Annotated in this window: 16 protein-coding genes; 7 read left to right on the top strand and 9 right to left on the bottom strand. The window is 61.1% G+C overall.

All coding sequences use genetic code 11. The features are described 5' to 3' along the window. The first annotated feature begins 182 nt into the window (after window positions 1–182). Together AC1PUL_RS03825 and AC1PUL_RS03820 are read left to right on the top strand one after the other, a co-directional pair. Complete coding sequence (locus tag AC1PUL_RS03825; RefSeq protein WP_480466702.1) at window positions 183–467, top strand: type II toxin-antitoxin system RelE/ParE family toxin; 285 nt, start codon at window positions 183–185, stop codon at window positions 465–467. Further along, complete coding sequence (locus AC1PUL_RS03820) at window positions 460–753, top strand: HigA family addiction module antitoxin (protein ID WP_480466701.1); 294 nt, start codon at window positions 460–462, stop codon at window positions 751–753. The genes AC1PUL_RS03825 and AC1PUL_RS03820 overlap by 8 nt, the downstream gene beginning before the upstream one ends. 85 nt (window positions 754–838) lie before the next feature. On the opposite strand, the gene AC1PUL_RS03815 is transcribed toward AC1PUL_RS03820, so the two are convergent. After that, complete coding sequence (locus AC1PUL_RS03815) at window positions 839–3,028, bottom strand: anthranilate synthase (protein WP_480466700.1); 2,190 nt, start codon at window positions 3,026–3,028, stop codon at window positions 839–841. A gap of 352 nt (window positions 3,029–3,380) precedes the next feature. On the opposite strand from AC1PUL_RS03815, the gene AC1PUL_RS03810 reads away from it, so the two are divergent. Together AC1PUL_RS03810 and AC1PUL_RS03805 are read left to right on the top strand one after the other, a co-directional pair. After that, entirely contained in the window at window positions 3,381–5,252 is a 1,872-nt protein-coding gene (locus AC1PUL_RS03810; RefSeq protein ID WP_480466699.1) for a methyl-accepting chemotaxis protein, read from the top strand. Between the two features lie 117 nt (window positions 5,253–5,369). Beyond that, window positions 5,370–6,290: an extensin-like domain-containing protein gene (locus AC1PUL_RS03805; RefSeq protein ID WP_480466698.1), complete on the top strand. Its 921-nt coding sequence runs from the start codon at window positions 5,370–5,372 to the stop codon at window positions 6,288–6,290. 53 nt (window positions 6,291–6,343) lie between these two features. Here the strand turns inward: AC1PUL_RS03805 and AC1PUL_RS03800 are convergent, their stop codons facing one another. Then, window positions 6,344–8,581, bottom strand: coding sequence for a TonB-dependent hemoglobin/transferrin/lactoferrin family receptor (locus AC1PUL_RS03800; RefSeq protein WP_480466697.1), 2,238 nt, complete (start codon window positions 8,579–8,581; stop codon window positions 6,344–6,346). A gap of 234 nt (window positions 8,582–8,815) precedes the next feature. Then, window positions 8,816–10,489, bottom strand: a complete 1,674-nt coding sequence (locus tag AC1PUL_RS03795; protein WP_480466696.1) for a formate--tetrahydrofolate ligase — start codon at window positions 10,487–10,489, stop codon at window positions 8,816–8,818. Window positions 10,490–10,766: 277 nt separating this feature from the next. Between AC1PUL_RS03795 and AC1PUL_RS03790 the strand changes: the two genes are divergently transcribed. Next, window positions 10,767–11,288 (top strand): TIGR00645 family protein, encoded by a 522-nt coding sequence (locus tag AC1PUL_RS03790; protein ID WP_480466695.1) that lies wholly within the window; start codon window positions 10,767–10,769, stop codon window positions 11,286–11,288. A gap of 234 nt (window positions 11,289–11,522) precedes the next feature. Here the strand turns inward: AC1PUL_RS03790 and putA are convergent, their stop codons facing one another. Beyond that, window positions 11,523–14,642, bottom strand: coding sequence for a bifunctional proline dehydrogenase/L-glutamate gamma-semialdehyde dehydrogenase PutA (gene putA, locus AC1PUL_RS03785; RefSeq protein WP_480466694.1), 3,120 nt, complete (start codon window positions 14,640–14,642; stop codon window positions 11,523–11,525). A 107-nt stretch (window positions 14,643–14,749) separates the two neighbouring features. On the opposite strand from putA, the gene AC1PUL_RS03780 reads away from it, so the two are divergent. Together AC1PUL_RS03780 and AC1PUL_RS03775 are read left to right on the top strand one after the other, a co-directional pair. Next, window positions 14,750–15,214, top strand: a complete 465-nt coding sequence (locus AC1PUL_RS03780) for an Lrp/AsnC ligand binding domain-containing protein (protein WP_113458635.1) — start codon at window positions 14,750–14,752, stop codon at window positions 15,212–15,214. A 221-nt stretch (window positions 15,215–15,435) separates the two neighbouring features. After that, a complete protein-coding gene (locus AC1PUL_RS03775; RefSeq protein ID WP_480466693.1) occupies window positions 15,436–16,086 on the top strand; it encodes a helix-turn-helix transcriptional regulator in 651 nt (216 codons plus the stop codon). An 11-nt stretch (window positions 16,087–16,097) separates the two neighbouring features. Here the strand turns inward: AC1PUL_RS03775 and AC1PUL_RS03770 are convergent, their stop codons facing one another. From AC1PUL_RS03770 to AC1PUL_RS03750, 5 genes are all read right to left on the bottom strand, one after another. After that, complete coding sequence (locus AC1PUL_RS03770) at window positions 16,098–16,748, bottom strand: pyridoxamine 5'-phosphate oxidase family protein (protein WP_480466692.1); 651 nt, start codon at window positions 16,746–16,748, stop codon at window positions 16,098–16,100. Window positions 16,749–16,954: 206 nt separating this feature from the next. Next, on the bottom strand, window positions 16,955–18,064 hold the full coding sequence (locus AC1PUL_RS03765; protein WP_480466691.1) for a DUF2333 family protein: 1,110 nt from the start codon (window positions 18,062–18,064) through the stop codon (window positions 16,955–16,957). Continuing rightward, the gene (locus AC1PUL_RS03760) at window positions 18,057–19,352 is read right to left on the bottom strand and encodes a DUF6638 family protein (protein ID WP_480466690.1); all 1,296 of its coding nucleotides are present in this window, start codon (window positions 19,350–19,352) and stop codon (window positions 18,057–18,059) included. The genes AC1PUL_RS03765 and AC1PUL_RS03760 overlap by 8 nt, the downstream gene beginning before the upstream one ends. Next, a complete protein-coding gene (locus AC1PUL_RS03755; RefSeq protein ID WP_298467022.1) occupies window positions 19,349–19,759 on the bottom strand; it encodes a helix-turn-helix domain-containing protein in 411 nt (136 codons plus the stop codon). Before AC1PUL_RS03755 ends, AC1PUL_RS03760 begins: the two co-directional genes overlap by 4 nt. Further along, window positions 19,759–20,019 (bottom strand): type II toxin-antitoxin system RelE family toxin, encoded by a 261-nt coding sequence (locus tag AC1PUL_RS03750; protein WP_480466689.1) that lies wholly within the window; start codon window positions 20,017–20,019, stop codon window positions 19,759–19,761. Before AC1PUL_RS03750 ends, AC1PUL_RS03755 begins: the two co-directional genes overlap by 1 nt. Window positions 20,020–20,059 lie beyond the last annotated feature (40 nt).

The raw sequence follows: 20,059 nt of genomic DNA, 5'->3' as shown, positions 1-20,059 counted from the left end.
TCCCTGCAGATGCGAGTGAATTGCAGACGCAATGCCAAAAACGACAAAACCGCCCGTGCGTTCGGGCGGTTCAGTCTGATCGGCAGGGTAATGCCGAAGGGTTGAGGAAAGGTCAAGGCGGGAGATGGGGTGCGCACAGCGGGGTGCGTTGCCCTTCATAACGTGATACGTTATGCTCAACCATGATCCAAAGTTTCGCCGATGCTGAAACCGAGCGTATCTGGTCCGGTCAGCGAAGCCGCAAACTTCCCCCGGACATACAGGCCGTCGCGCTTAGGAAGCTACGTCTGATCAACAATGCCCGTAGCCTACCGGATCTTCGCGTGCCACCTGGAAACCGACTGGAGGCCCTGAAGGGCGACAGGGGCGGCCAGTACAGCATACGGATCAACGAGCAGTGGCGGATATGTTTCAACTGGCAAGATGGAGGACCGAGCAATGTCAGGATCGTCGACTATCATGACTGACCTGCTGCCCAATCCGCATCCGGGCGACATCCTGCTTGAGGATTTCTTGAGGCCGATGGGATTGAGCCAAAACGCACTGGCACGGGCGTTAAACGTGCCGCCGCGCCGGATCAACGAAATCGTGCTGGGCAAGCGCTCTCTGACGGCGGACACCGATCTGAGGCTATCCCGCTACTTCGGTGTTTCCGAAGGCTTCTTCCTTGGTTTGCAGGCTGATTACGATCTGATGCAGCGGCGGCGGGAGATAGAGGAGGAGTTGAAGCGGATCCAGCCACGGGCTGCTTGAAGAACATCCGCCCGGCCGATCGCTTCACCGATACCGGAGCATCATTAAAGACTTCGGGGCGCCGAAGCGCCCCTTATCAATACGCTCAAGCCGCCTTGACCTTCGCCCGTTTCGCCAGATGCGCGACCACATTCTCGATCATCCGCATGCCAGCATCGCCGCCGAGTGTCATGATCGATTCCGGGTGGAACTGGACGGCAGCGACCGGTTCCTTGGTATGCTCGATGCCCATGATGGTGCCGTCTTCGCTTTCGGCCGTGATCATGAAATCGCGGTGCAGCGTCGCCGGATCGGCGAAGATCGAGTGGTAGCGGCCGACCGTGACTTCCTTGCCGAGCCCCGAGAAGACGAGGCCGGGTTCGAGCACGCGGATGCGCGACGGCTTGCCATGCATGGGCACGGCGAGTTGACGCAGCTCCCCGCCATAGGCTTCGGCCAGCGCCTGCAGCCCCAGGCACACGCCGAAGATCGGCAGGTTTCGCGCCCGCGCCTTCTTGATCGTCGCCTTGCAGTCAAAATCGCTGGGCGAGCCCGGGCCGGGCGACAGCACGACCAGATCCGGCTTCAGACTGTCCAGGATCTCTTCCGGCACCGGCGTGCGCACCGTATTCACGGTCGCTCCCGTCTGGCGGAAATAGTTGGCCAGCGTGTGGACGAAGGAATCTTCGTGATCGACGAGCAGGATGTTGACCCCCTCGCCTACGCGGGCCACGCCGCGCTTGGAGGAGGCGTCGTTGCCGCTCTTGGCGTCACGGATCGCTGCAATCATGGCGGAGGCCTTCAGTTCGGTTTCGGCTTCTTCTTCATGCGGGTCGCTGTCGTTCAGAAGCGTCGCGCCGGCACGCACCTCGGCAATGCCGTCCTTGATGCGCACCGTGCGGAGCGTAAGCCCCGTGTTCATGTCACCATTGAAGCCGACCATGCCGATCGCGCCGCCATACCAGGCGCGCGGGCTCTTCTCATGCGCCTCGATGAAACGCATGGCCCAGAGCTTCGGCGCACCGGTGACCGTGACCGCCCAAGCATGGCTGAGGAAGCCGTCGAAAGCGTCCATGCCGTCACGAAGGCGACCTTCAATATGGTCCACGGTGTGGATGAGGCGCGAATACATCTCGATCTGGCGGCGGCCGATGACCTTGACCGAGCCCGGCTCGCAGACGCGGGACTTGTCGTTGCGATCGACATCCGAGCACATGGTGAGCTCGCTCTCGTCCTTCTTGGAGTTCAAGAGCTTCAGGATCTGCGCCGAATCCTCGATCGGGTCCGCGCCGCGCTTGATGGTGCCCGAGATCGGGCAGGTCTCGATGCGGCGACCGTTGACGCGGACGAACATCTCGGGCGAAGCGCCGACGAGATATTCCTGGTTTCCGAGATTGATGAAGAAGGAATAGGGCGACGGATTGATTTCCTTCAGCCGCTTGGAGATCTGCGACGGCTTTGAATCGCAGCGTTCCATGAACTTCTGGCCGGGAACGACCTCGAACAGATCGCCCTTGCGGAAGCTCTCCTTCGCCTTGGTGACGAGCTCGGCGTATTCCCCCGGACGATGATCGCCACGCGGCGGGATCGTGTTGGTATGCTCAAAGGGCTCCGGCGCAATCTCTTCCGACTGGCCGATGGTGGTGACGTCACCCTTGGTGAAGTCGTAGCGGTCGATCCAGGCCTTGGCAGAATAATGGTCGACGACCAGGATCTCGTCCGGCAGGAAGAGCACCATGTCGCGCTGGTCATCGGGACGGGTGAGCTTCAGGTCGATGGCATCGAACTGGAAGGCGAGATCATAGCCGAAGGCGCCGAACAGGCCGATGGCCGAGTCTTCCTCCGAGTAAAAGAGCGCTGTAATGGCGCGCAGAACCGTGAAGACGGTCGGGATCTTCGAGCGTTCTTCCTCGGTGAAGACGCGCGACGGCAGCTTGACGTCGAGATCAAGACGCGTGGCGGTCCGCTCACCCAGGGCGAGATCCTCGACGGAGGCGAGCGCCTCGGCGATCATGGTCAGCAGCGCTTCGCCGCGACCGTTATAGGCCTCGATCCAGACCTTGCGGCCGAAGGATGAGATGCCGAGCGGCGGATCGACGATGGCCGTATCCCAGCGGGTATAACGGCCCGGATATTCATAGTTGGACGAGAAGACAGCGCCACGGCGCTCGTCGAGCTTGTCGACATAGGTGGAGATGGCATCGCCATAAGGGGTCGGCCGCCGCTTGCGCGTGACGGTCACGCCGCCGCGCGTCTGATAGGCTTCCGAGCCGTCTTCCTGCAAAATCGTCGACATTTTCAGTCCTTCTCCATTCGTCAGTGCCCTTCTCCGGGGCGCCTTGAATACGAAAAAGCCGCCTCAGGAGTGTTTCCGGGCGGCTTTGGGGTCAATCGTCAGAAGACATGACTGGTCAAGGCCGCGTCAGCGTGCCCACCACCAAGCAATGTTCTTCGATACGATCTTCATGGGCGATTTGATAACCCGAGGCGAGGTCCCGTGCAAGCGGGATTTGCGGGATCGGCGCATGGTTGAAAAACCGATGCGGGAACAATTCTAATTATATAAAAATTAGGAGATCACGATTTAGCGTTATCTAACTCTATGAGGGGTTGTAGATTTCGCACACGGGGGCCACGAGGGCAAACGCATGAACATCACCATTTCTCGCAGTCTCATGCTCTTCGGAGCCTTCGTCGCGCTCGGCTTTGGGCTGGCGCTCGGCGTATTCTACTACAGTTTCGAACGCCTGAAGGTGAACGGCCCGGTTTACAACGAACTCAGCCTCGGCAAGGATTTCATTGCCGACATCATGCCGCCGCCGCTCTTCCTGCTCGAAGCCTTCCTGATCGCCAATGAAACCGCATCGGGCGGACAGGATGCCGAGCAGAACATCCGCCGCATCATCGTCGCCCGACAGGCCTATGGCAAATCCATGCGGCGCTGGGAGTTTTCGGGCCTCTCGCCGGAGATCCTCAGCGGCCTGCGCAACCAGATCAAGCCGGCCTCGATCGCCTTCTGGGCCGAGATGAACGAAGTTTTCATCCCCGCAGTGAAATCGAAGAACAAGATCGTCATGTCGAGAAGTCTGAAGCGCCTGAAGGAGGCCTATGAGACACAGCGCGCAGCGATTGTCGAAATCACGGCGCTGTCCCAGGCCTCCATGCAGCAGCGCCAGGAGCAGGCGGACACCATAGGGCGCAATCTGACGATTGTGACCGCTGCGGTGTCAGGCGCGGCCTTCGTCCTGCTCGTCGTCGGCCTTTATACGTTCCGCCGTCGTGCCGTGGTGCCGCTCTCGCAATTCGGCGGCTATATGAACGGTCTGGCAGAAGGCGATTACGACACACCGGTACCCTATGCCAACCGTCGGGACGAAATTGGCGCGATGGCGGGTGCGGTGGCGGTGTTCCGTGCGGCTGGCATTGAAAAGATCCGCATGGAGGAAGAGGCTCGACAGCAGCAGTCCGTCATCGAAGAGGAGCGCAGCGCTCGCCTGGCCACCCAGATTGCCCAGGCGGAAAACCTGCAGCGGGTGATCACCGATCTCGGCGCCGGCCTCGACCGGCTGTCGAAATTCAACATCCGCTACACGCTGGATGTACCGTTCCAGCCGGAATTCGAACAGCTGCGCCACGATTTCAACAAGTCGCTGTCGGTCTTCCAGGAGACCATGTCGCAGGTCCTCGACAAGGCCCGCCAGATCGAGAGCAATGCCGGTGCCCTGCAGCAATCCTCCGATCAGCTGGCCAAGCGCACCGAACAGCAGGCAGCAGCCCTGGAGGAAACCGCAGCAGCCCTTCAGGAAGTCACAAGCAACATCCGAACCTCTGCGGCACGAACCAGCAGCACCCGTGAAAAGACGCGCGACGCCCGCCAGAGCGTCGAGAAATCGACCCGCGTGGTTCAGGATGCCGTGGAGGCCATGCGGCGCATCGAGGAAGCCTCTTCCAGCATTGCCAGCATCACCGATGTGATCGACCAGATCGCCTTCCAGACCAATCTTCTGGCGCTGAATGCCGGCGTCGAGGCCGCCCGCGCCGGCGAAGCCGGCAAGGGTTTTGCTGTCGTCGCCCAGGAAGTGCGCGACCTTGCGCAGCGCTCCGCCGCTGCCGCCAAGCAGATCAACGGCCTGATCGAGCAATCCGGACGGGAGGTCGCCGGCGGGGTATCGCTGGTGCGCGACACCGGCTCGGCCCTGGGCGAAATCGCCACGAGCATCAGCTCGATCGCCCTGGATGTCGAAGCAATCGCCAATGCCGCCCAGGAACAGGCCTCCGGTCTTGCGGAGATCAGCCAGGCCGTCAACCAGATGGACCAGCTGACCCAGCAGAATGCCGGCATGGTAGAGGAAACCAGCGCGGCCACCCACTCGCTCAGCGAAGAGGTGAGCGAACTCGTGCGCCTCGTCGGTCAGTTCGTCTTTAATCGTCGCCACAGGGTGCGCGACACGCCAGAAGATGCCGAAAAGACCCGCATGTTGCGCGGAGTATCAGCAGGCCAGAAGGAACGGGCGGCCTGACTGAGACAACGTCGGCCAGAGCGAAGGGGGAGAGCCGATATCTGCGGCCCTCCCCCGCTTCTTTTGAACAAAGCGACGACACCGCCGTTTTCATTCCGATGAAACGGAGGGCCGTCTATGCGCCACCCCCTGATGCCGATGGCATCGCTTGTCGTGTCGATAGCGGTTCTTGGCGGCGCCAGCCTGCCGATAGAAGGGCCCGTCCCGCCTCCGGCGCCGCGCGCCGAAGACGCATCCCCAAACTCAAGCCTGGAACCGGCAGAATCCCCGGCTCAGCCTAAAACCGTGCCGGTGCCTGCCGCGAAACCAGATGCTGCACAAACCGACAAGGCGGCAGAAAAACCCGCGTCTCCCGCCCCATCTGCGCACCCTGCCCTAGCAGAGACACAGCCGCTGACCGAGCATCTGGCCAAGGACCGGGACCTTGGCGGAAGCGAGGCTTCAGCAGCGCACAACCGTTCCGAAATCGCCACAGAGGAGCCGAAGGCTTATGCCGCTTGCATCAGTGCGCTCGAGACGATCGGGGCGGGCTTTCGGGAGATCGGCAGGATCGAGGATGGAGAGACCTGCGGCATCGACAAGCCGATCGAACTCAACACCGTACCCCCCGGCATCCAGCTGGAGCCAAAGGGTATTCTGCGCTGTGAGACGGCACTGCAACTCGCGCGGATGACCCGGGACATGCTGAAACCGGCGACCGACGCCGCTTTTCCCGATCGGCCTCAGCTCACGGCCATCCGCCAGGCCTCGACCTATGTCTGCCGCAACCGCAACAGCGCCGACGACGGCAAGGTCTCCGAACACGCCTATGGCAATGCGATCGACATAACCGGCCTGCGATTCGGGAACGAAGAGATGCCGGTGATGATCGCCCGTCAGGACGACGGAACGGCAGAAGCCGCCTTCCAGCGCGCCTTCAACGCGATCGCCTGCCTCTATTTCACAACCGTCTTATCGCCAGGCAGCGATGCGACGCATCAGGACCATATGCATCTCGACGTGATCACGCGGAAGAGCGGGTTCCGCTACTGCCGCTGAAACGCAAAAGGCGGCGCATCGCTGCGCCGCCCCTGCACTGGAGTCCGTCTCGCTCAGAACTTCTGGGTGAGGTAGATTTTGAAGGTCCGGCCGGGTTCGGAGTAGAAATCCCGTGCCTGCGCCGATGAATTTGTACGGACCGATGCGTAATCGAAGTAGGTCTTGTCAAAGACGTTATAAACCCCGGCGGTGATCCGCAGGCCGTTCAGCTGTTCCGGCTCCCACCACGCATTGAGGTCAACGACACCGTAACCCGCAGTTCTGAAATAGCTGGTGTTGGCTGTACCTCTTCCGTCGTCGGCTCTCGATTTTTGCGCCGCTACGAAATCGGCACCAACGCCCCAGAATTCAGTGTCGTAGCCAATGCTGGCCACGACTTTAAGCGGCGCGACCGAACGGATGAAGGTACCGCGATCGAGATCATTGCCCTTCACATAGGCAAGGCCGCCCGAAACGCGGAAACCGTTGTCGAACACTTTATGAGCTGAAAGATCGACGCCGAACATCTCTACATCGGAGATATTGGAGTAGCGGGTCCTGCCTTGAGGGTAAGTACCGGTGAAACCAAGTGCGGCGGCCTCGGCAGCAGTGATTGAAGCAATATCGATGAAATTCTTGTAGCGATTATAGAACACCGAGACACGTGCGCCCATCTCTTCGTCGCCGAGATCGGCTCCGAACTCGAAGCCATTGCTCGTTTCGGATTGGAGATCGGCATTGCCAAGGCGCAGATAAGTGCCTGAGCCGCCAAACGCGCTGTAGAGTTCGCTCGCCGTAGGCGCGCGGAACGCCATCGCCCACTGACCGTAAAACGTCACGTCAGGCTGCAACTCGTATGCAAGACGCAGCTTCGGTGACAACCCAGCATCCTCAAAGCCGTTCGGCAGTGCCGGATTGAGGTAATTGCGGTCATACTCGGGCGTCATTTCAGGCGAATGCTTCACCCAGTCAAAACGCAAGCCTGGAGTTACAGTTACGCCCGACGAACCGACCTCGATCTCGTCGTCAAAAAACACTCCAAGCTTGCTGCTGTCGACTTTCGGCGAATCGGCCTGGTTGGTGTGCAAGTTCAAGCACGTTCCGGTTCTCGGCGTTGTGCAGTTGTCGTAACCGCTTGAGTATTGATCCGAAACGCCAAAGGCTGTGTCCAGACCATAACTAAAGGTATGGTTCAACTGACCCGTCGTAAGTTCAGATTGGGCCGCCCCAATAAACCCGATCGTCCTCTCGTTATTGTCGTTCTCGCGCCCAATCGCGCCGATCGGAGTGGTCTGCCGGATGGCATCGTAGCCGTCCATGGTCCGCTGATCCATCCAGTACAGGGATGCCCATGCATTGGAAATTATGGCGTCCTGTGACTGGGCTTCATACTGGTAGTCCAACGAGACGCGATCGCGATCGGTATCTTTTTTGCCAGTATAGTTTCCAGGCCGGAAGGTGGTGGTATTCTGTAGGCTTCTGGCATCAGTCACACGATCCTTGCGGAAACGCTCAGCCGTGAGACCAAGCGTATGCCCACCTTCGAGCTGCTGTTGCAGACGGAACAGGAGATTGTGCTGGTCGTATTCGGAAGGATCAGCCATGGTCCGCGTGGTGCCAAAGGTATCAACGGTACCATTGGTTTTGCGCTCGTGACCCTTTTTGTAGGATCCTTGGAACATAACCGAGGTATTCTCTACACGTTTCGCGACGGCAGCCGATCCCTCCCAGCTGTTGTCGGAACTGTCATAGGTCGTTTTGGCCACCCCGCCCCAATCCTTATCATCAGAGATAAGGTCATCAGGCGTCAGCGTCCGCAGGGCTAGAACGCCCCCCAACGCACCCGATCCGGCCCGGCTCGAGTCGGCTCCACGCATGACATCAACTGCCGAAAGTGCCGCGAAGTTGAACGCGTCAACGCCCCCGCTTGCGGCACGCGTCGCGTCGAAGATGTAGGGGACCGGAATGCCGTCTACGGTCGTGAGCACGCGCGCGCCCTCGAGACCTCTGATATTCACGGCTCCGTTGGAGCGATTGAAGTTGACGCCCGGCTCTGCCACGCGACCGAGATCTTCGATGCTTGTGATCTGCTTGGCTTCAATCTCGGCAGCCGTCGTCTCCGTCGCCAGCGGCGTATCGGCGACAGATCCCGCCGGTACCCGCTTCCCCTTCACCACGATCGTCTGCAGCTGCGTCTCGCCATTGGCAGTCGTCGTCGTTGCGGCGGTCTGGGCCTTTGCGGGGGCAAGAGAGGAGATGGCTGCGAGCGCCGTGCAGGCAAGCAGGAGGGGGCGGAGGGACCGGGAGCGCATGCGTGTCGTCCTTTCAATGGCCGCAGAAAGGGTGTCCCGCTTCCCGGGGGTCGGAAGCAGGTCGGCCTGATGTGATTGCGTCAAAAACGGGGCGGAGAGAATTTTTCCGCCGTAATCACGCCGTATAAAACATGATCTTGTGAGTCAACATATAAAACATGATTACTTTAATCATGAATTGTGACGGCCGTCACCGTTGCGGAAATACAACATATCTTGGGTGGATTTCGAGGGCTAGAAAAGCCCTTCGATTGCGCCGGAGGCATCGAGCCGGATTTTTTCGGATGACGGCACACGCGGCAGGCCGGGCATGGTCATGATCTCACCGGTGATGGCCACAACGAAGCCGGCGCCGGCAGAAAGCCGGACCTCCCGCACATGCACCGTATGCCCCTCGGGCGCACCACGCAGCGTCGGATCGGTCGAGAAGGAGTATTGCGTCTTCGCCATACAGACCGGCAGATGGCCATAACCCTGCCGCTCCCAGTCGGCGAGTTGCTCGCGCACCGCCTTGTCGGCGGTCACCTCACCCGCCCGGTAGATCTCGATGGCGATCCACTCGATCTTGGAGAAGAGCGGCATGGCATCCGGATAGAGCGGATGGAAGGAGGACTGGCCCTCGGCGATCCGCACGACGGTTTCGGCAAGCGCAGCGATGCCGGCTGATCCGTCCGCCCAGTGGCGGCAGAGCACGGCCTCGGCCCCGAGGCCTTCAGCAACGGCCTTGACCGCCGCGATTTCCGCTTCGGTGTCTGTGGTGAAATGGTTGATCGCCACGACGGCCGGAACGCCGAACTTGGCGAGGTTTTCGAGATGCCGGGCGAGATTGACGGCGCCGCGCTCGACGGCGCCGACATCCTCGCGGGACAGATCCTCCTTCGCCACGCCACCATTCATCTTGAGCGCCCGGACCGTCGCAACGATGACCACGGCCGAGGGGGTGAGCCCCGCCTTGCGGCATTTGATGTCGAAAAATTTCTCAGCCCCGAGATCGGCCCCGAACCCCGCTTCCGTCACGACATAATCGCCGAGCTTTAACGCCGTCTTCGTCGCCACCACCGAATTGCAGCCATGGGCGATATTGGCGAAGGGACCGCCATGCACCAGCGCCGGATTGTTTTCCAGCGTCTGCACGAGGTTGGGCTGCATCGCCTCTTTCAAGAGAACGGCCATCGCGCCGTCGGCCTTCAGGTCGCGGGCAAAGACCGGCGTCTTGTCACGGCGGTAGCCGATGATGATGGCGCCCAGCCGGCGTTCCAGGTCTTCCAGATCGGTGGCAAGACACAGGATCGCCATGACCTCCGAGGCAACCGTGATGTCGAAGCCCGCCTCGCGCGGGAAACCGTTGGAGGCGCCGCCGAGCGAGGTCACGATCTGGCGCAGCGCCCGGTCGTTCATGTCGATCACCCTCCGCCAGGTGATGCGGCGCGTGTCGATGCCGAGCTCATTGCCCCAGTAGATGTGATTGTCGATCAGCGCCGAGAGCAGATTGTGGGCCGACGTGATCGCGTGGAAATCGCCGGTGAAATGCAGGTTGATGTCCTCCATCGGCACGACCTGCGCATAACCACCGCCCGCCGCCCCGCCCTTCACCCCGAAACAGGGGCCGAGCGAGGGCTCGCGAATGCAGATGACCGCTTTTTTGCCGATGCGGTTGAGACCATCGCCGAGGCCGACCGTCGTCGTCGTCTTCCCCTCGCCCGCCGGTGTGGGATTGATCGCGGTCACCAGGATCAGCTTGCCGTCGGGACGGTCAGCGAGACTTTTGATGAAGGACGCCGAGATCTTTGCCTTGTCGTGGCCATAAGGGATCAGGCTTTCGGAGGGAATGCCGAGCTTGCAACCAATCTCCTGGATCGGCCGCTTGGAAGCCGCGCGTGCGATGTCGATATCGGATGGTACGGTCATGCTTCCCCCTGCCCCTTCGCTGTGCCGAGAAGATCGGACGGCGCAGCCCGGCTGGCAAGCGGGGTCTCGGTGTTTATTTCATGTTTACAAACCGATCCGCCGCGTCTGCCCCCTCTTCTTCCCCAGAAGAACAATGTATCATGAGGGACCGGATGCATTTCCGAAAAGACGGGGTCGTTGAAATGCTCTCATGCCCTGTTGTACCGCAATTGCGCTCGCTAACCGTCACCCTCATGTGCTGGACTTGCTCTAACCGCGCCGTCGAAGGAAGGTCTCGATGAAATCGCTGGAACTGCTGATCGAGAAAATCATCCTGTCGAGCCGCTGGATCCTCGTCATCTTCTATCTCGGCCTTGTCGCGGCCCTCGGCGTCTATGCCATCTCCTTCGGCTACAAATTCCTGAAGATCGCCCAGAATGTCTTCGTCTACGAGGACTTCGAAATGATCCTCGCCATGCTGGCGCTGATCGACGCAGCTCTGGTCGCGAGCCTCATCGTCATGGTGATGATCTCCGGCTATGAAAACTTCGTCAGCCGTTTCGACGATGCCAATGACGAGGTATCGTTCCTTGGCAAGCTCGATTCCGGCAGCCTGAAGATCAAGGTCGCCTCATCGATCGTCGCCATCTCGTCGATCCACCTTTTGCAGGTCTTCCTCAACATCAACCAGTATACCGATGGCAAGCTGATGTGGCTGACCATCATCCACATTGCCTTCGTCGTCTCGGCCCTGATGCTCGGCTATCTCGAGGTGATGATGAACGGCAAGAAGAAGGCAAGCGACGCCGATAGGATCTGAGGCCTTTTGCAAATGGATTTATGTCAGTGGAGGAGGTTACCCCCCTCTGCCCTGCCGGGCATCTCCCCCACACGGGGGGAGAGCGGAATGCGGCTGACCTCGCAGCCTTACGAAATTGACCTGTGACATTGCACGGAGCCGGCGGCGGGCACCCACTCTCCCCCCGTGTGGGGGAGATGTCACGTAGTGACAGAGGGGGTGTCCGCAGTCCGCAGCAACGGTTGCGCCCGGTATTCACCCCTCGCCGATCGCAATCAAACTCGCATTGCCGCCGGCAGCGGCCGTATTCACCGAGATCACCTGCTCCACCGCAAAGCGGCTCAAATACGCCGGGCCGCCGGCCTTGAAGCCGGTGCCGGACATGCCGGAGCCACCGAAAGGCTGGGTGCCGACGACGGCGCCGATCATGTTGCGGTTCACATAGATATTGCCCGTGTCGAGCGCTTCGGTGACGGTGCGGATCGTCGCCTCGATCCGGCTGTGCACGCCAAGTGTGAGGCCGTAACCGGTGGCCGCGATCGACGAGATGACCTGGTCGAGCGCCTTCGCCTTCCAGCGCACGACATGCAGCACCGGCCCGAAGATCTCCCTGGTCAGCGCCTCCGGACGATCAAGCTCAATGATGTGCGGGGCGAAGAAGTTGCCAGTCGAGGGGACCTTGCCGGCGTAACGCACCTTCTGCGTCCGCTTCATCTCGGCGACATGGCCCTCCAGCATCGCCTTCTGCTTTTCGTCGATGACCGGGCCGATATCGGTGGTGATATCGAGCGGGTTGCCGAGATTGAGTTCGCGGGCGGCGCCCTCGATCATCTCCAGCATGCCGTCGGCAATATCTTCCTGCAGGTAGAGGATGCGCAGTGCCGAGCAGCGCTGGCCGGCCGAGCGGAAGGCGGACATGACGACGTCGTCGGCCACCTGTTCGGCAAGCGCGGTCGCATCGACGATCATCGCGTTCATGCCGCCGGTTTCGGCAATCAGCGGCACGATCGGGCCGTTCTTGGCGGCAAGCGTCCGGTTGATCGCCTGAGCCGTCGCCGTCGAGCCGGTGAAGGCAATGCCGGCAAGCTGCGGATGGGCGGCGATCGCCGCACCGACGTCGCCGGCCCCCGGGAGCAGCATCAGCACATCCTCGGGCACGCCCGCCTGGTGGAACAGCTTAACGGCTTCAAAGGCGATCAGCGGCGTCTGCGGCGCCGGCTTGGCGACCACGGCATTGCCGGCGACAAGTGCTGCCGAGACCTGGCCGAGGAAGATCGCCAGCGGGAAATTCCACGGCGAGATGCAGGCAAACACACCGCGCCCACGCCAGGAGAGACGGTTGAGCTCGCCTGTCGGGCCGGGCATGACTTCGGCTTCGCCGAACTGCTTGCGGGCCTGAACAGCGTAATAGCGGCAGAAGTCGACAGCTTCGCGGATTTCGGCAACACCATCGTCCAGTGTCTTGCCGGCCTCGAGCGCCAGAAGCGCAAGCAACCGGTCGCGATCGGCCTCAAGCAGGTCCGCAAGTTTGTCGAGGGTGGCTGCGCGCTCCTCGACGGCAAGCCGCGACCAGCGGGCAAAGCCCTGGCGACCGGCGGCAAAGGCGCTGTTGACATCGGCGGGCGTCGCGTTGCGCACGGTGCCGACCTTGCGGGCACGATCGGCCGGCGACAGCACGGCCTCCTCGCTGGTGGCGCCGCTTGCACCCGGCACCAGTGGCCGGGCCTTGATCTCCGAGAGGGGAACCGAAAGGCGCGTCATCAGCCGCTCAAGATTATCGCGATGACCGAATTCGAAGCCGACGCTGTTCTTGCGGTCGCCGTAGAGACCAAGCGGCATCGGGATCTGGCTGTGGCGGGCGCTCTGGCCATTGCCAAGGCCGAGCTTCTCGGTCGGCCGCTCCAGAAGTGCCGTGACCGGAATGTTCTTGTCACCGGCAACGGCGACGAAGGAGGAGTTTGCGCCGTTCTCAAGCAGACGGCGAACGAGATAGGCCAGCAGATCGCGATAGCCGCCGACGGGCGCATAGATGCGGCAGGCGATGCGGTCATTGCCCGACAGCAGCGTGTCGTAGAGCGCCTCGCCCATGCCATGCAGCCGCTGGAATTCGAAGCCCGTGCGGTCAGCGCCGGCAAGCTCGATGATCGTCGAGACAGTGAGCGCATTGTGGGTGGCAAATTGCGGGAAGATGCGGGCGCGCTTTTCCATGAGCTTGGCAGCACAATGCAGATAGGAAAGATCGGTCGCAGGCTTGCGGGTCCAGACCGGGTAGTCGTCGAGGCCGCGCTCCTGGGCGCGCTTCACTTCGGTATCCCAATAGGCGCCCTTGACCAGACGCACCATCATGCGGCGGCCATATTGCTGGCAGAGGCTGTCGATATAGTCGATCACCTGTGGTGCACGCTTCTGATAGGCCTGGATCGCAAGGCCGAAACCGTCCCAACCGGCCAGCGACGGATCGGCGAACACGGCAGCGATGACATCGAGCGAGAGTTCGAGACGGTCGGCCTCCTCCGCATCGACGGTGAAATTGAGCTGATGCGCCTTGGCCATCTGCGCGAGTTTCAGGAGATCCGGCACCAGTTCGCGCATCACCCGGTCACGATGGGTTGCGAGATAACGCGGATGCAGCGCCGACAGCTTGACCGAGATGCCCATGCGGTTCGGCAGCTGCTGGCTCTTGCCGAACTTGGCCATATGCGCACCGATCGCCTCGATGGCGCTGGCATAGGACTGGAAATAGCGCTTGGCGTCTTCGGCGGTGCGGGCGCCTTCGCCCAGCATGTCGAACGAGTGACGATAGCCGCGCTCTTCGCTCTTGGCAGCGCGCGACAGGGCGTCCTTGATCGTTTCGCCGAGCACGAAGTGATGGCCGAGGAAGCGCATCGCCTGCTTGGTCGCTGAGCGCACCGTCGGCAGGCCCAGCCGCTTGACGAGACCGCGCATGACGCCCTCAGGCGTCTCGCCCGGACGGATGACGCGGGCAGACAGACCAAGCGCCCAGGCGGAAGCCGAGACGAACCAGCTGTCGCCATGCGCCTCATGCTCGCTCCAGCCGCCCTCTTTCAGCTTGTCCTCGATCAGCCGATCCTGGGTCAGCGCATCGGGCACGCGCAAGAGAGCTTCGGCCAGCACCATCAGGGCCAGACCTTCGCGGGTCGAAAGCCCATATTCGCGCAGGAAATCTTCGACGCCGCCGATCGAACCCGAGTTATCTCTGATGGCCTCGATATAGGTGGTGGCGCGGCGGTCGATAGCGCCGTTCTGGCTTTCCGACAGCGACAGGCGCGAGGCGAAATGGCGGATCAACTGGTCGTCATCGCCGGCATAGGGGGCGTCGAAGCGCGGAAAATCTGTCATGGCTGCCTTGATCATTGTCACCTCCGTGTTATCGGCAACATATCTTCGGATTTGCGGGATTTCCCACTATTCTTCAGTCACTTTTCTGGCATATTCACTACCAGAATGGAGTTTCATAGAGAATGAGCAAGGAACTGGACCGCCTCGACCGCAAGATCCTCCGCGCCTTGCAGGCAGAGGGGCGGTTGACCAATATCGAACTCGCCGAACGGGTGAACCTTTCGCCAACCGCGACGGCCGAACGCGTGCGTCGCCTGACGCGCGAAGGCTACATCACCGGCTATATGGCCATGCTCTCACCGCAGAAGCTTGGCCGCAACCTGCTGGTGTTCATCGAGGTAAAGCTGGACCGCACGACGGCGGATGTCTTCGACACCTTTGCGGCCGCCGTGAAGCGCTCGGATGACGTGATGGAATGCCATATGGTAGCGGGCGGTTTCGATTATCTGGTCAAGGCCCGCGTGGCCGGCATGGAGGCGTATCGACAGTTCCTCTCAGAGGTGATTCTGCCCCTGCCCGGCGTGCGTGAAACCCACACCTATGCCGTGATGGAAGAGGTCAAAGCCGGCTCCGCCCTGCCCGTCTAAAGATCAAGATAACAGGCAGATGCTATTTTGATTGGCACGAGTCAGAAATTAGTCATATTAATGGTGATGCACCCGGAAAAACTGCTAGCTTTTCAGCGGGACTGATATATTGGTCATAAACTTCCGAATAGTTGTCAACTTTCGAAATTGATAAAATGCCGCCAGAACGACAGATACTCTTGAGCCAAGACATCGGGAGTTGTCAAAACCGAACGGAATTGATGGACAGTTGGTCACGAGCCGCCCGTGAATACGGCCTCGACTATGTGACGCTGGCGACAGCCCCTACCCCGCAAGACAAACTCCTGGGACCGATCGTCCGGGAAACGACCCTGCCATCCGAATACGCCCGCGAATTTGACCGGCTGGAATTCCTCCGTTACTGCCCGACGATCCCGCATATCCGCCAGTCTATCATGCACCATTCCTGGACAGTCGGATTGGACGGCATGGCCCCGAGCTTCGACTGCCCACCGGAATTTGCCGCCTTGATGCGCAGATACCATCTGATATCCGGAGTCCTGTTCTCGGTGAATTCCGTTGATGGCAGCCGTTATGTCGTGCGTTACGACGGCGACCGCGGGCCGCTGGCGATGCCTGAAATCAACGAACTCTCGATGCTGAGCATCCAGGCCTTCGACGTTTTCGATCGGCTGCGCCGCACCGCCAGCAACACCAACGTGCTCTCCGCGCGCGAATTGGAAGTCGTGCGCTGGACAGCCCAGGGCAAGACCTCCCTGGAGATCGGCCAGATCCTCTCGCTCTCCGACCATACGGTGAATGCCTATATGACCAATGCCATCCGCAAGCTGGATTGCGTCAACCGCACCCAGCTGGTCGCCAAGGCGATCCGGATGAAGATCATCAGCTGAGGCAGTAGCCGTCAGTACATGGTCTGCCGGTAGGCAGCTTCGAGGTTCTCGTCCATCTGCGCCATGACCTCCGGATCGCTGGGCGCGCCGCTGGTATCCTCCAGGATCATCTGGACGAGTGACGGCATCGCGCTGCGCTGCTGCCTGTGGTCGGGGTCCCAGAGATGGGACCTCCGGAAGGCCTTCGCGCAATGCAGGAAGACTTCATCGATATCGACGACGATCGCCAGCCTCGGCACCTTACCGTCGACGGCCATGCTGGCAAGGAGATCCGGCTGTGTTGTGACCGACGCACGCCCGTTGAGCCTGAGCGTCTCGTCATAGCCGGGGATCAGGAAGAGCAGCCCGACGGCGGGGTTGGCGACAATGTTGTCGAGCGTATCGAGCCGATTGTTGCCTGGCCTGTCTGGAATTGCAACGCGGCCCTCATCCAGGATGTGCACGAAGCCCGGCGCATCGCCGCGCGGGCTGACATCGGCCCGGCCACCCCTGCCCTGGGTGCCGATGCAGAGAAAAGGCGACCGCTGGATGAAGGCCCGCGCATTCGGCCCGAGGGTCTGGCGCTCTTTCTTCACGGCGAGATCATGGGCTGGAGCATAGAGGCTGCGCAGCGCCGCCTCGTCGGTGACGAGATACTCGGGCTGGATTTCAAATGTTGACATGGCACGTCGCCTCCCTGCGCGAACCGCGGCTGCGCACCGGACACTCCGGGACACAGTCGAATGAGGTACGTACCTCATCTGGCAGTTTTAGCGGTTCGCGTAGCAGCTGGCAAGATCACCAATCGCCAGGGAGCACAAGCCTGCGGGCGAGACCGAATTGAACGCCCGACACCTCGACGGCGGCGGGCGTTCACATGCTTTGAAAATCAGCGATCAAGGATCGCGCGGATTTCGACCATGTTGGAGCGGACGCGCAGGATGTAGAAGCCCATGGTCGCAAGATGCGTCGGCATGATCCAGCCGTCCTCGCTGCCATTGGAGATAATCGCCGGCTGGATGCGCAACGAGGCCTGCAGCTGACGCTCGAGCTCGGTCCAGATGGCCGTCAGGTTGCGCTCGCGAATGACGTCGCCGAAATCGGCGCGGGTCGCCTGCAGGATGGCGTACTGCGCATAGAGCTGGCCATAGGCGAACCAGAAGCGGTCATCGGCGCGGGTATCAAACCAGCCGGCATTGAACTCTTCCGAACGGCGGCGAAGGATGTCGGAGGTGTTGCCGAGATCGCTCGCCATGCCGTCGAGCAATTGCAGCAGGTTGTCGGAACGCGTGTCAAAGACGGCTTCGCAATTGGCAAGCGAGGTATTGAAACGGTTCCAGCTTTCCACGGCCGCACGATAGTAGCTTGGCGTCGGCGTCTTGAAGCCAAAGGGATCGGTGCCGAAATACCAGGTGCCCTCGTCGAACTGGATGTTGCCGCGCGCATCCTGCAGATCGTTGTTGATACCAGAGGTGCCGCGCACGCGGCCGAGATTGTCGGCGAGCTGGATGGCGGTCCGGCGCACGACCTGATTGACCCCGCGCTGGAACGAAGCCTTGTTGTCCATATACGGGGTGTTGTCCCAGTCGAGCCCGAAGAGACCGAGCTTGTAGAGGAGCGTCGACGAGACCCAGGCATTCTGGTTGACGTTCTGGTCGGTCAGCGCCGCACTCATCATCACCACAGCCGAATCCTGGCAGCGATTGGCCTCGCCCGGCAATGGAGAGCCGGCAGGAACCGTGCGTTCCTCGAATTTGTAGGCCTGGGCAAAGGCCGGGTCGAATGCGTACCAGACCTGCGTGCGATAAAGGAACTGGCCGTAGAACAAGATGAGCAGCACGAGCACGGCAAGGATCGGTCCCTTGATGATCCAGCTGCGGTCGCGATACCAGCCATGCGCCGCGAGAAACGGCCAGAGGAGCCAGGCGACCACCATGCCGATGCCGCGGCCAATGGCGGCAAAGACGCGTTGGAAGAACGCGATGATCGGGTCAAGCATGGTCATCTCCTAGTCCATAGAGGCGTTTGCGGAAGGCGGCCTTGTCCTTCAGATAAGTGTCGGACAGGCGGGATACAACATAGTCTCGGTAGGCGTCCGGATAGCGCTCATAGGCGCGGTAGAAGCCCTGCTTGTCGAAGACGAAGCGCGAGACGAAATCCTCGGGCGTCAGATGGGCGATCAGCCGGTTGGTCAGCCACTGGTCGGGATGATCAGGCTCGGCCCGCACCAGCCAGAGGCGCAGCTTGGGGTCGATATCGGCCATCCTCAGATTGCCAGTGCGCGAGAGCGTCCGCAGCGCCTCCTGCAGCAGCGGATAGACGCCGCGTTCGGCGATGGCCTTGGCATTCCGATGCAGGAAGGTCTGCATCCAGACGGCGTCGATGCGGGTGAGATCCGGCACGGGATCGAGCGTGGCGGCAACGGAGAGCAGCGCCATTTCCAGCCGATGGGCAAACAGCCCCGAGCTTTCGACCCAGCTGGCCCGGGGCAGCTCAAGCCGGCCGGTGCGGGCGAGGAAGTCGGCGACCTGTGCGGTGTCGTGGATCGAGATATAGCTCACCTGCCACGGTCTTGACCGGCGGAAACCGGGGGCCTCGGGGTCACAGATCACGGTGGTGATTTTCTCATCGACGAAGACGAAGACACCGCCGAAATGATCGGCCCAGAAGGCATCGTGGCGAAACACGAGTTTATCCGGCACCAGCGTGTTCTGGCGGATGTCCCCGGTCTCCTTGGCCAGCGCCACCATCCGCTCCAGCATCGCGTCGTCGCGCCAGGCATCCGGGCTCGTCACCAGCGCGTCGCAAAGCTGCCGCAGCTGCCCCGCCTTGCCGAGCAGATCCTCCGCCGAGAGAACCTTGAACTTCACCTCGTTGATCGACAAGAGATCATCAAGCGTCTTCACCTCTGAGACTGTGTCCTCGATCTCGCCATAGAGCGTGTCCTTCAGCGTGATCGCGTGGATCGCCCGCGCATTGGCCGAATAGAACTCGTGCATCAGGCCGGCGGTGTTGGAAAAGCTCGTATGCACCACCGGCAGGCTGTCCTGCTCGGGGGTGAGAATGATGAAACGCCGGTTGACCTTCAGCGGATCGAGATAGTCGGGATCGCCAAGCTCTTGCGCCACCTGCGGCGAAAATCCGGTGATATCGATGTCGAATTCGGCGAGTTTCGTTTCGGGCAGGCCGAAGGCGGCCAGCGCCTTGTTGTAGCGGGCAATCAGATGCGGCTCGCGGATGGAGAGCAGTCGGCCGTAGATGAGCTCGGCTTCGAGGAGGCGGTTCATGCGGTATCTGCGACCTTCCTGTCCTCGTGCCGCCAGTAAAGGTCATCGAGGTCGAGCTTCAAGACATCGGCGATAGCCTTCAACGTAGCGACACTGCCATCCTTCTTGCCGGTTTCGATCTCCGACAGATAAGCGGTGCTGATTCCGGCAGCGGCGGCAAGATCCTTAGCCGCCATGCCCCGAAAATCACGCCACACGCGGATCGGGCTTTCGCCTTCACTCATGCGGTTGACATACTCGGCAGGGATCAGTTCTTCCTCGCCGGCAGCAAGCTTGCGTTCGAAATCCGCAATCGTGAGACTGTCTTCCAGATCCTCGATGCGCTGGATCAGCGCCTCATAGTCCTTGCGGCTCAGAACGATCATCTCTTCGCCATCCGGCGCCGTGAATGATGATGCGATCGTCATCAAAGTTCTCCCTCATAGGCTTCACCGCGTGCGGCGACACGCACAACATCAACGACGGTCCCGTCTTCGCGAAAGATCACCCGCCAGTCACCGATCCGAAGGCGGTGATAGCGGCTGTCACGCAGCTTCTTGACGTTGTTCGCCAGCGAAGCCGGGTTATCGGCATACTGCTGGACCTTAGCCCGAATACGCCGCGCCTCATTCGCGGGCATTCGGTTCAACGTCCGAATGGCATCCCTGCTGTAAACAACGCCCCGCACATCCTAATCCTCAACCCCGATCTCGACAACCAAATTCGCT

It is taken from the genome of Rhizobium sp. P43, assembly GCF_056730705.1.
This window is presented reverse-complemented; position numbering and strand designations above follow the sequence as displayed.

Excerpts from the sequence above, each read along its gene's own strand:
- AC1PUL_RS03805 (WP_480466698.1), top strand. The coding sequence starts at position 5,370 with ATGCGCCACCCCCTGATGCCGATGGCATCGCTTGTCGTGTCGATAGCG.
- AC1PUL_RS03800 (WP_480466697.1), bottom strand. The coding sequence starts at position 8,581 with ATGCGCTCCCGGTCCCTCCGCCCCCTCCTGCTTGCCTGCACGGCGCTC.
- AC1PUL_RS03815 (WP_480466700.1), bottom strand. The coding sequence starts at position 3,028 with ATGTCGACGATTTTGCAGGAAGACGGCTCGGAAGCCTATCAGACGCGC.
- AC1PUL_RS03790 (WP_480466695.1), top strand. The coding sequence starts at position 10,767 with ATGAAATCGCTGGAACTGCTGATCGAGAAAATCATCCTGTCGAGCCGC.
- AC1PUL_RS03795 (WP_480466696.1), bottom strand. The coding sequence starts at position 10,489 with ATGACCGTACCATCCGATATCGACATCGCACGCGCGGCTTCCAAGCGG.
- AC1PUL_RS03810 (WP_480466699.1), top strand. The coding sequence starts at position 3,381 with ATGAACATCACCATTTCTCGCAGTCTCATGCTCTTCGGAGCCTTCGTC.
- AC1PUL_RS03770 (WP_480466692.1), bottom strand. The coding sequence starts at position 16,748 with ATGTCAACATTTGAAATCCAGCCCGAGTATCTCGTCACCGACGAGGCG.
- AC1PUL_RS03780 (WP_113458635.1), top strand. The coding sequence starts at position 14,750 with ATGAGCAAGGAACTGGACCGCCTCGACCGCAAGATCCTCCGCGCCTTG.
- AC1PUL_RS03760 (WP_480466690.1), bottom strand. The coding sequence starts at position 19,352 with ATGAACCGCCTCCTCGAAGCCGAGCTCATCTACGGCCGACTGCTCTCC.
- AC1PUL_RS03755 (WP_298467022.1), bottom strand. The coding sequence starts at position 19,759 with ATGACGATCGCATCATCATTCACGGCGCCGGATGGCGAAGAGATGATC.
- AC1PUL_RS03775 (WP_480466693.1), top strand. The coding sequence starts at position 15,436 with ATGGACAGTTGGTCACGAGCCGCCCGTGAATACGGCCTCGACTATGTG.
- putA (WP_480466694.1), bottom strand. The coding sequence starts at position 14,642 with ATGATCAAGGCAGCCATGACAGATTTTCCGCGCTTCGACGCCCCCTAT.
- AC1PUL_RS03820 (WP_480466701.1), top strand. The coding sequence starts at position 460 with ATGACTGACCTGCTGCCCAATCCGCATCCGGGCGACATCCTGCTTGAG.
- AC1PUL_RS03825 (WP_480466702.1), top strand. The coding sequence starts at position 183 with ATGATCCAAAGTTTCGCCGATGCTGAAACCGAGCGTATCTGGTCCGGT.
- AC1PUL_RS03765 (WP_480466691.1), bottom strand. The coding sequence starts at position 18,064 with ATGCTTGACCCGATCATCGCGTTCTTCCAACGCGTCTTTGCCGCCATT.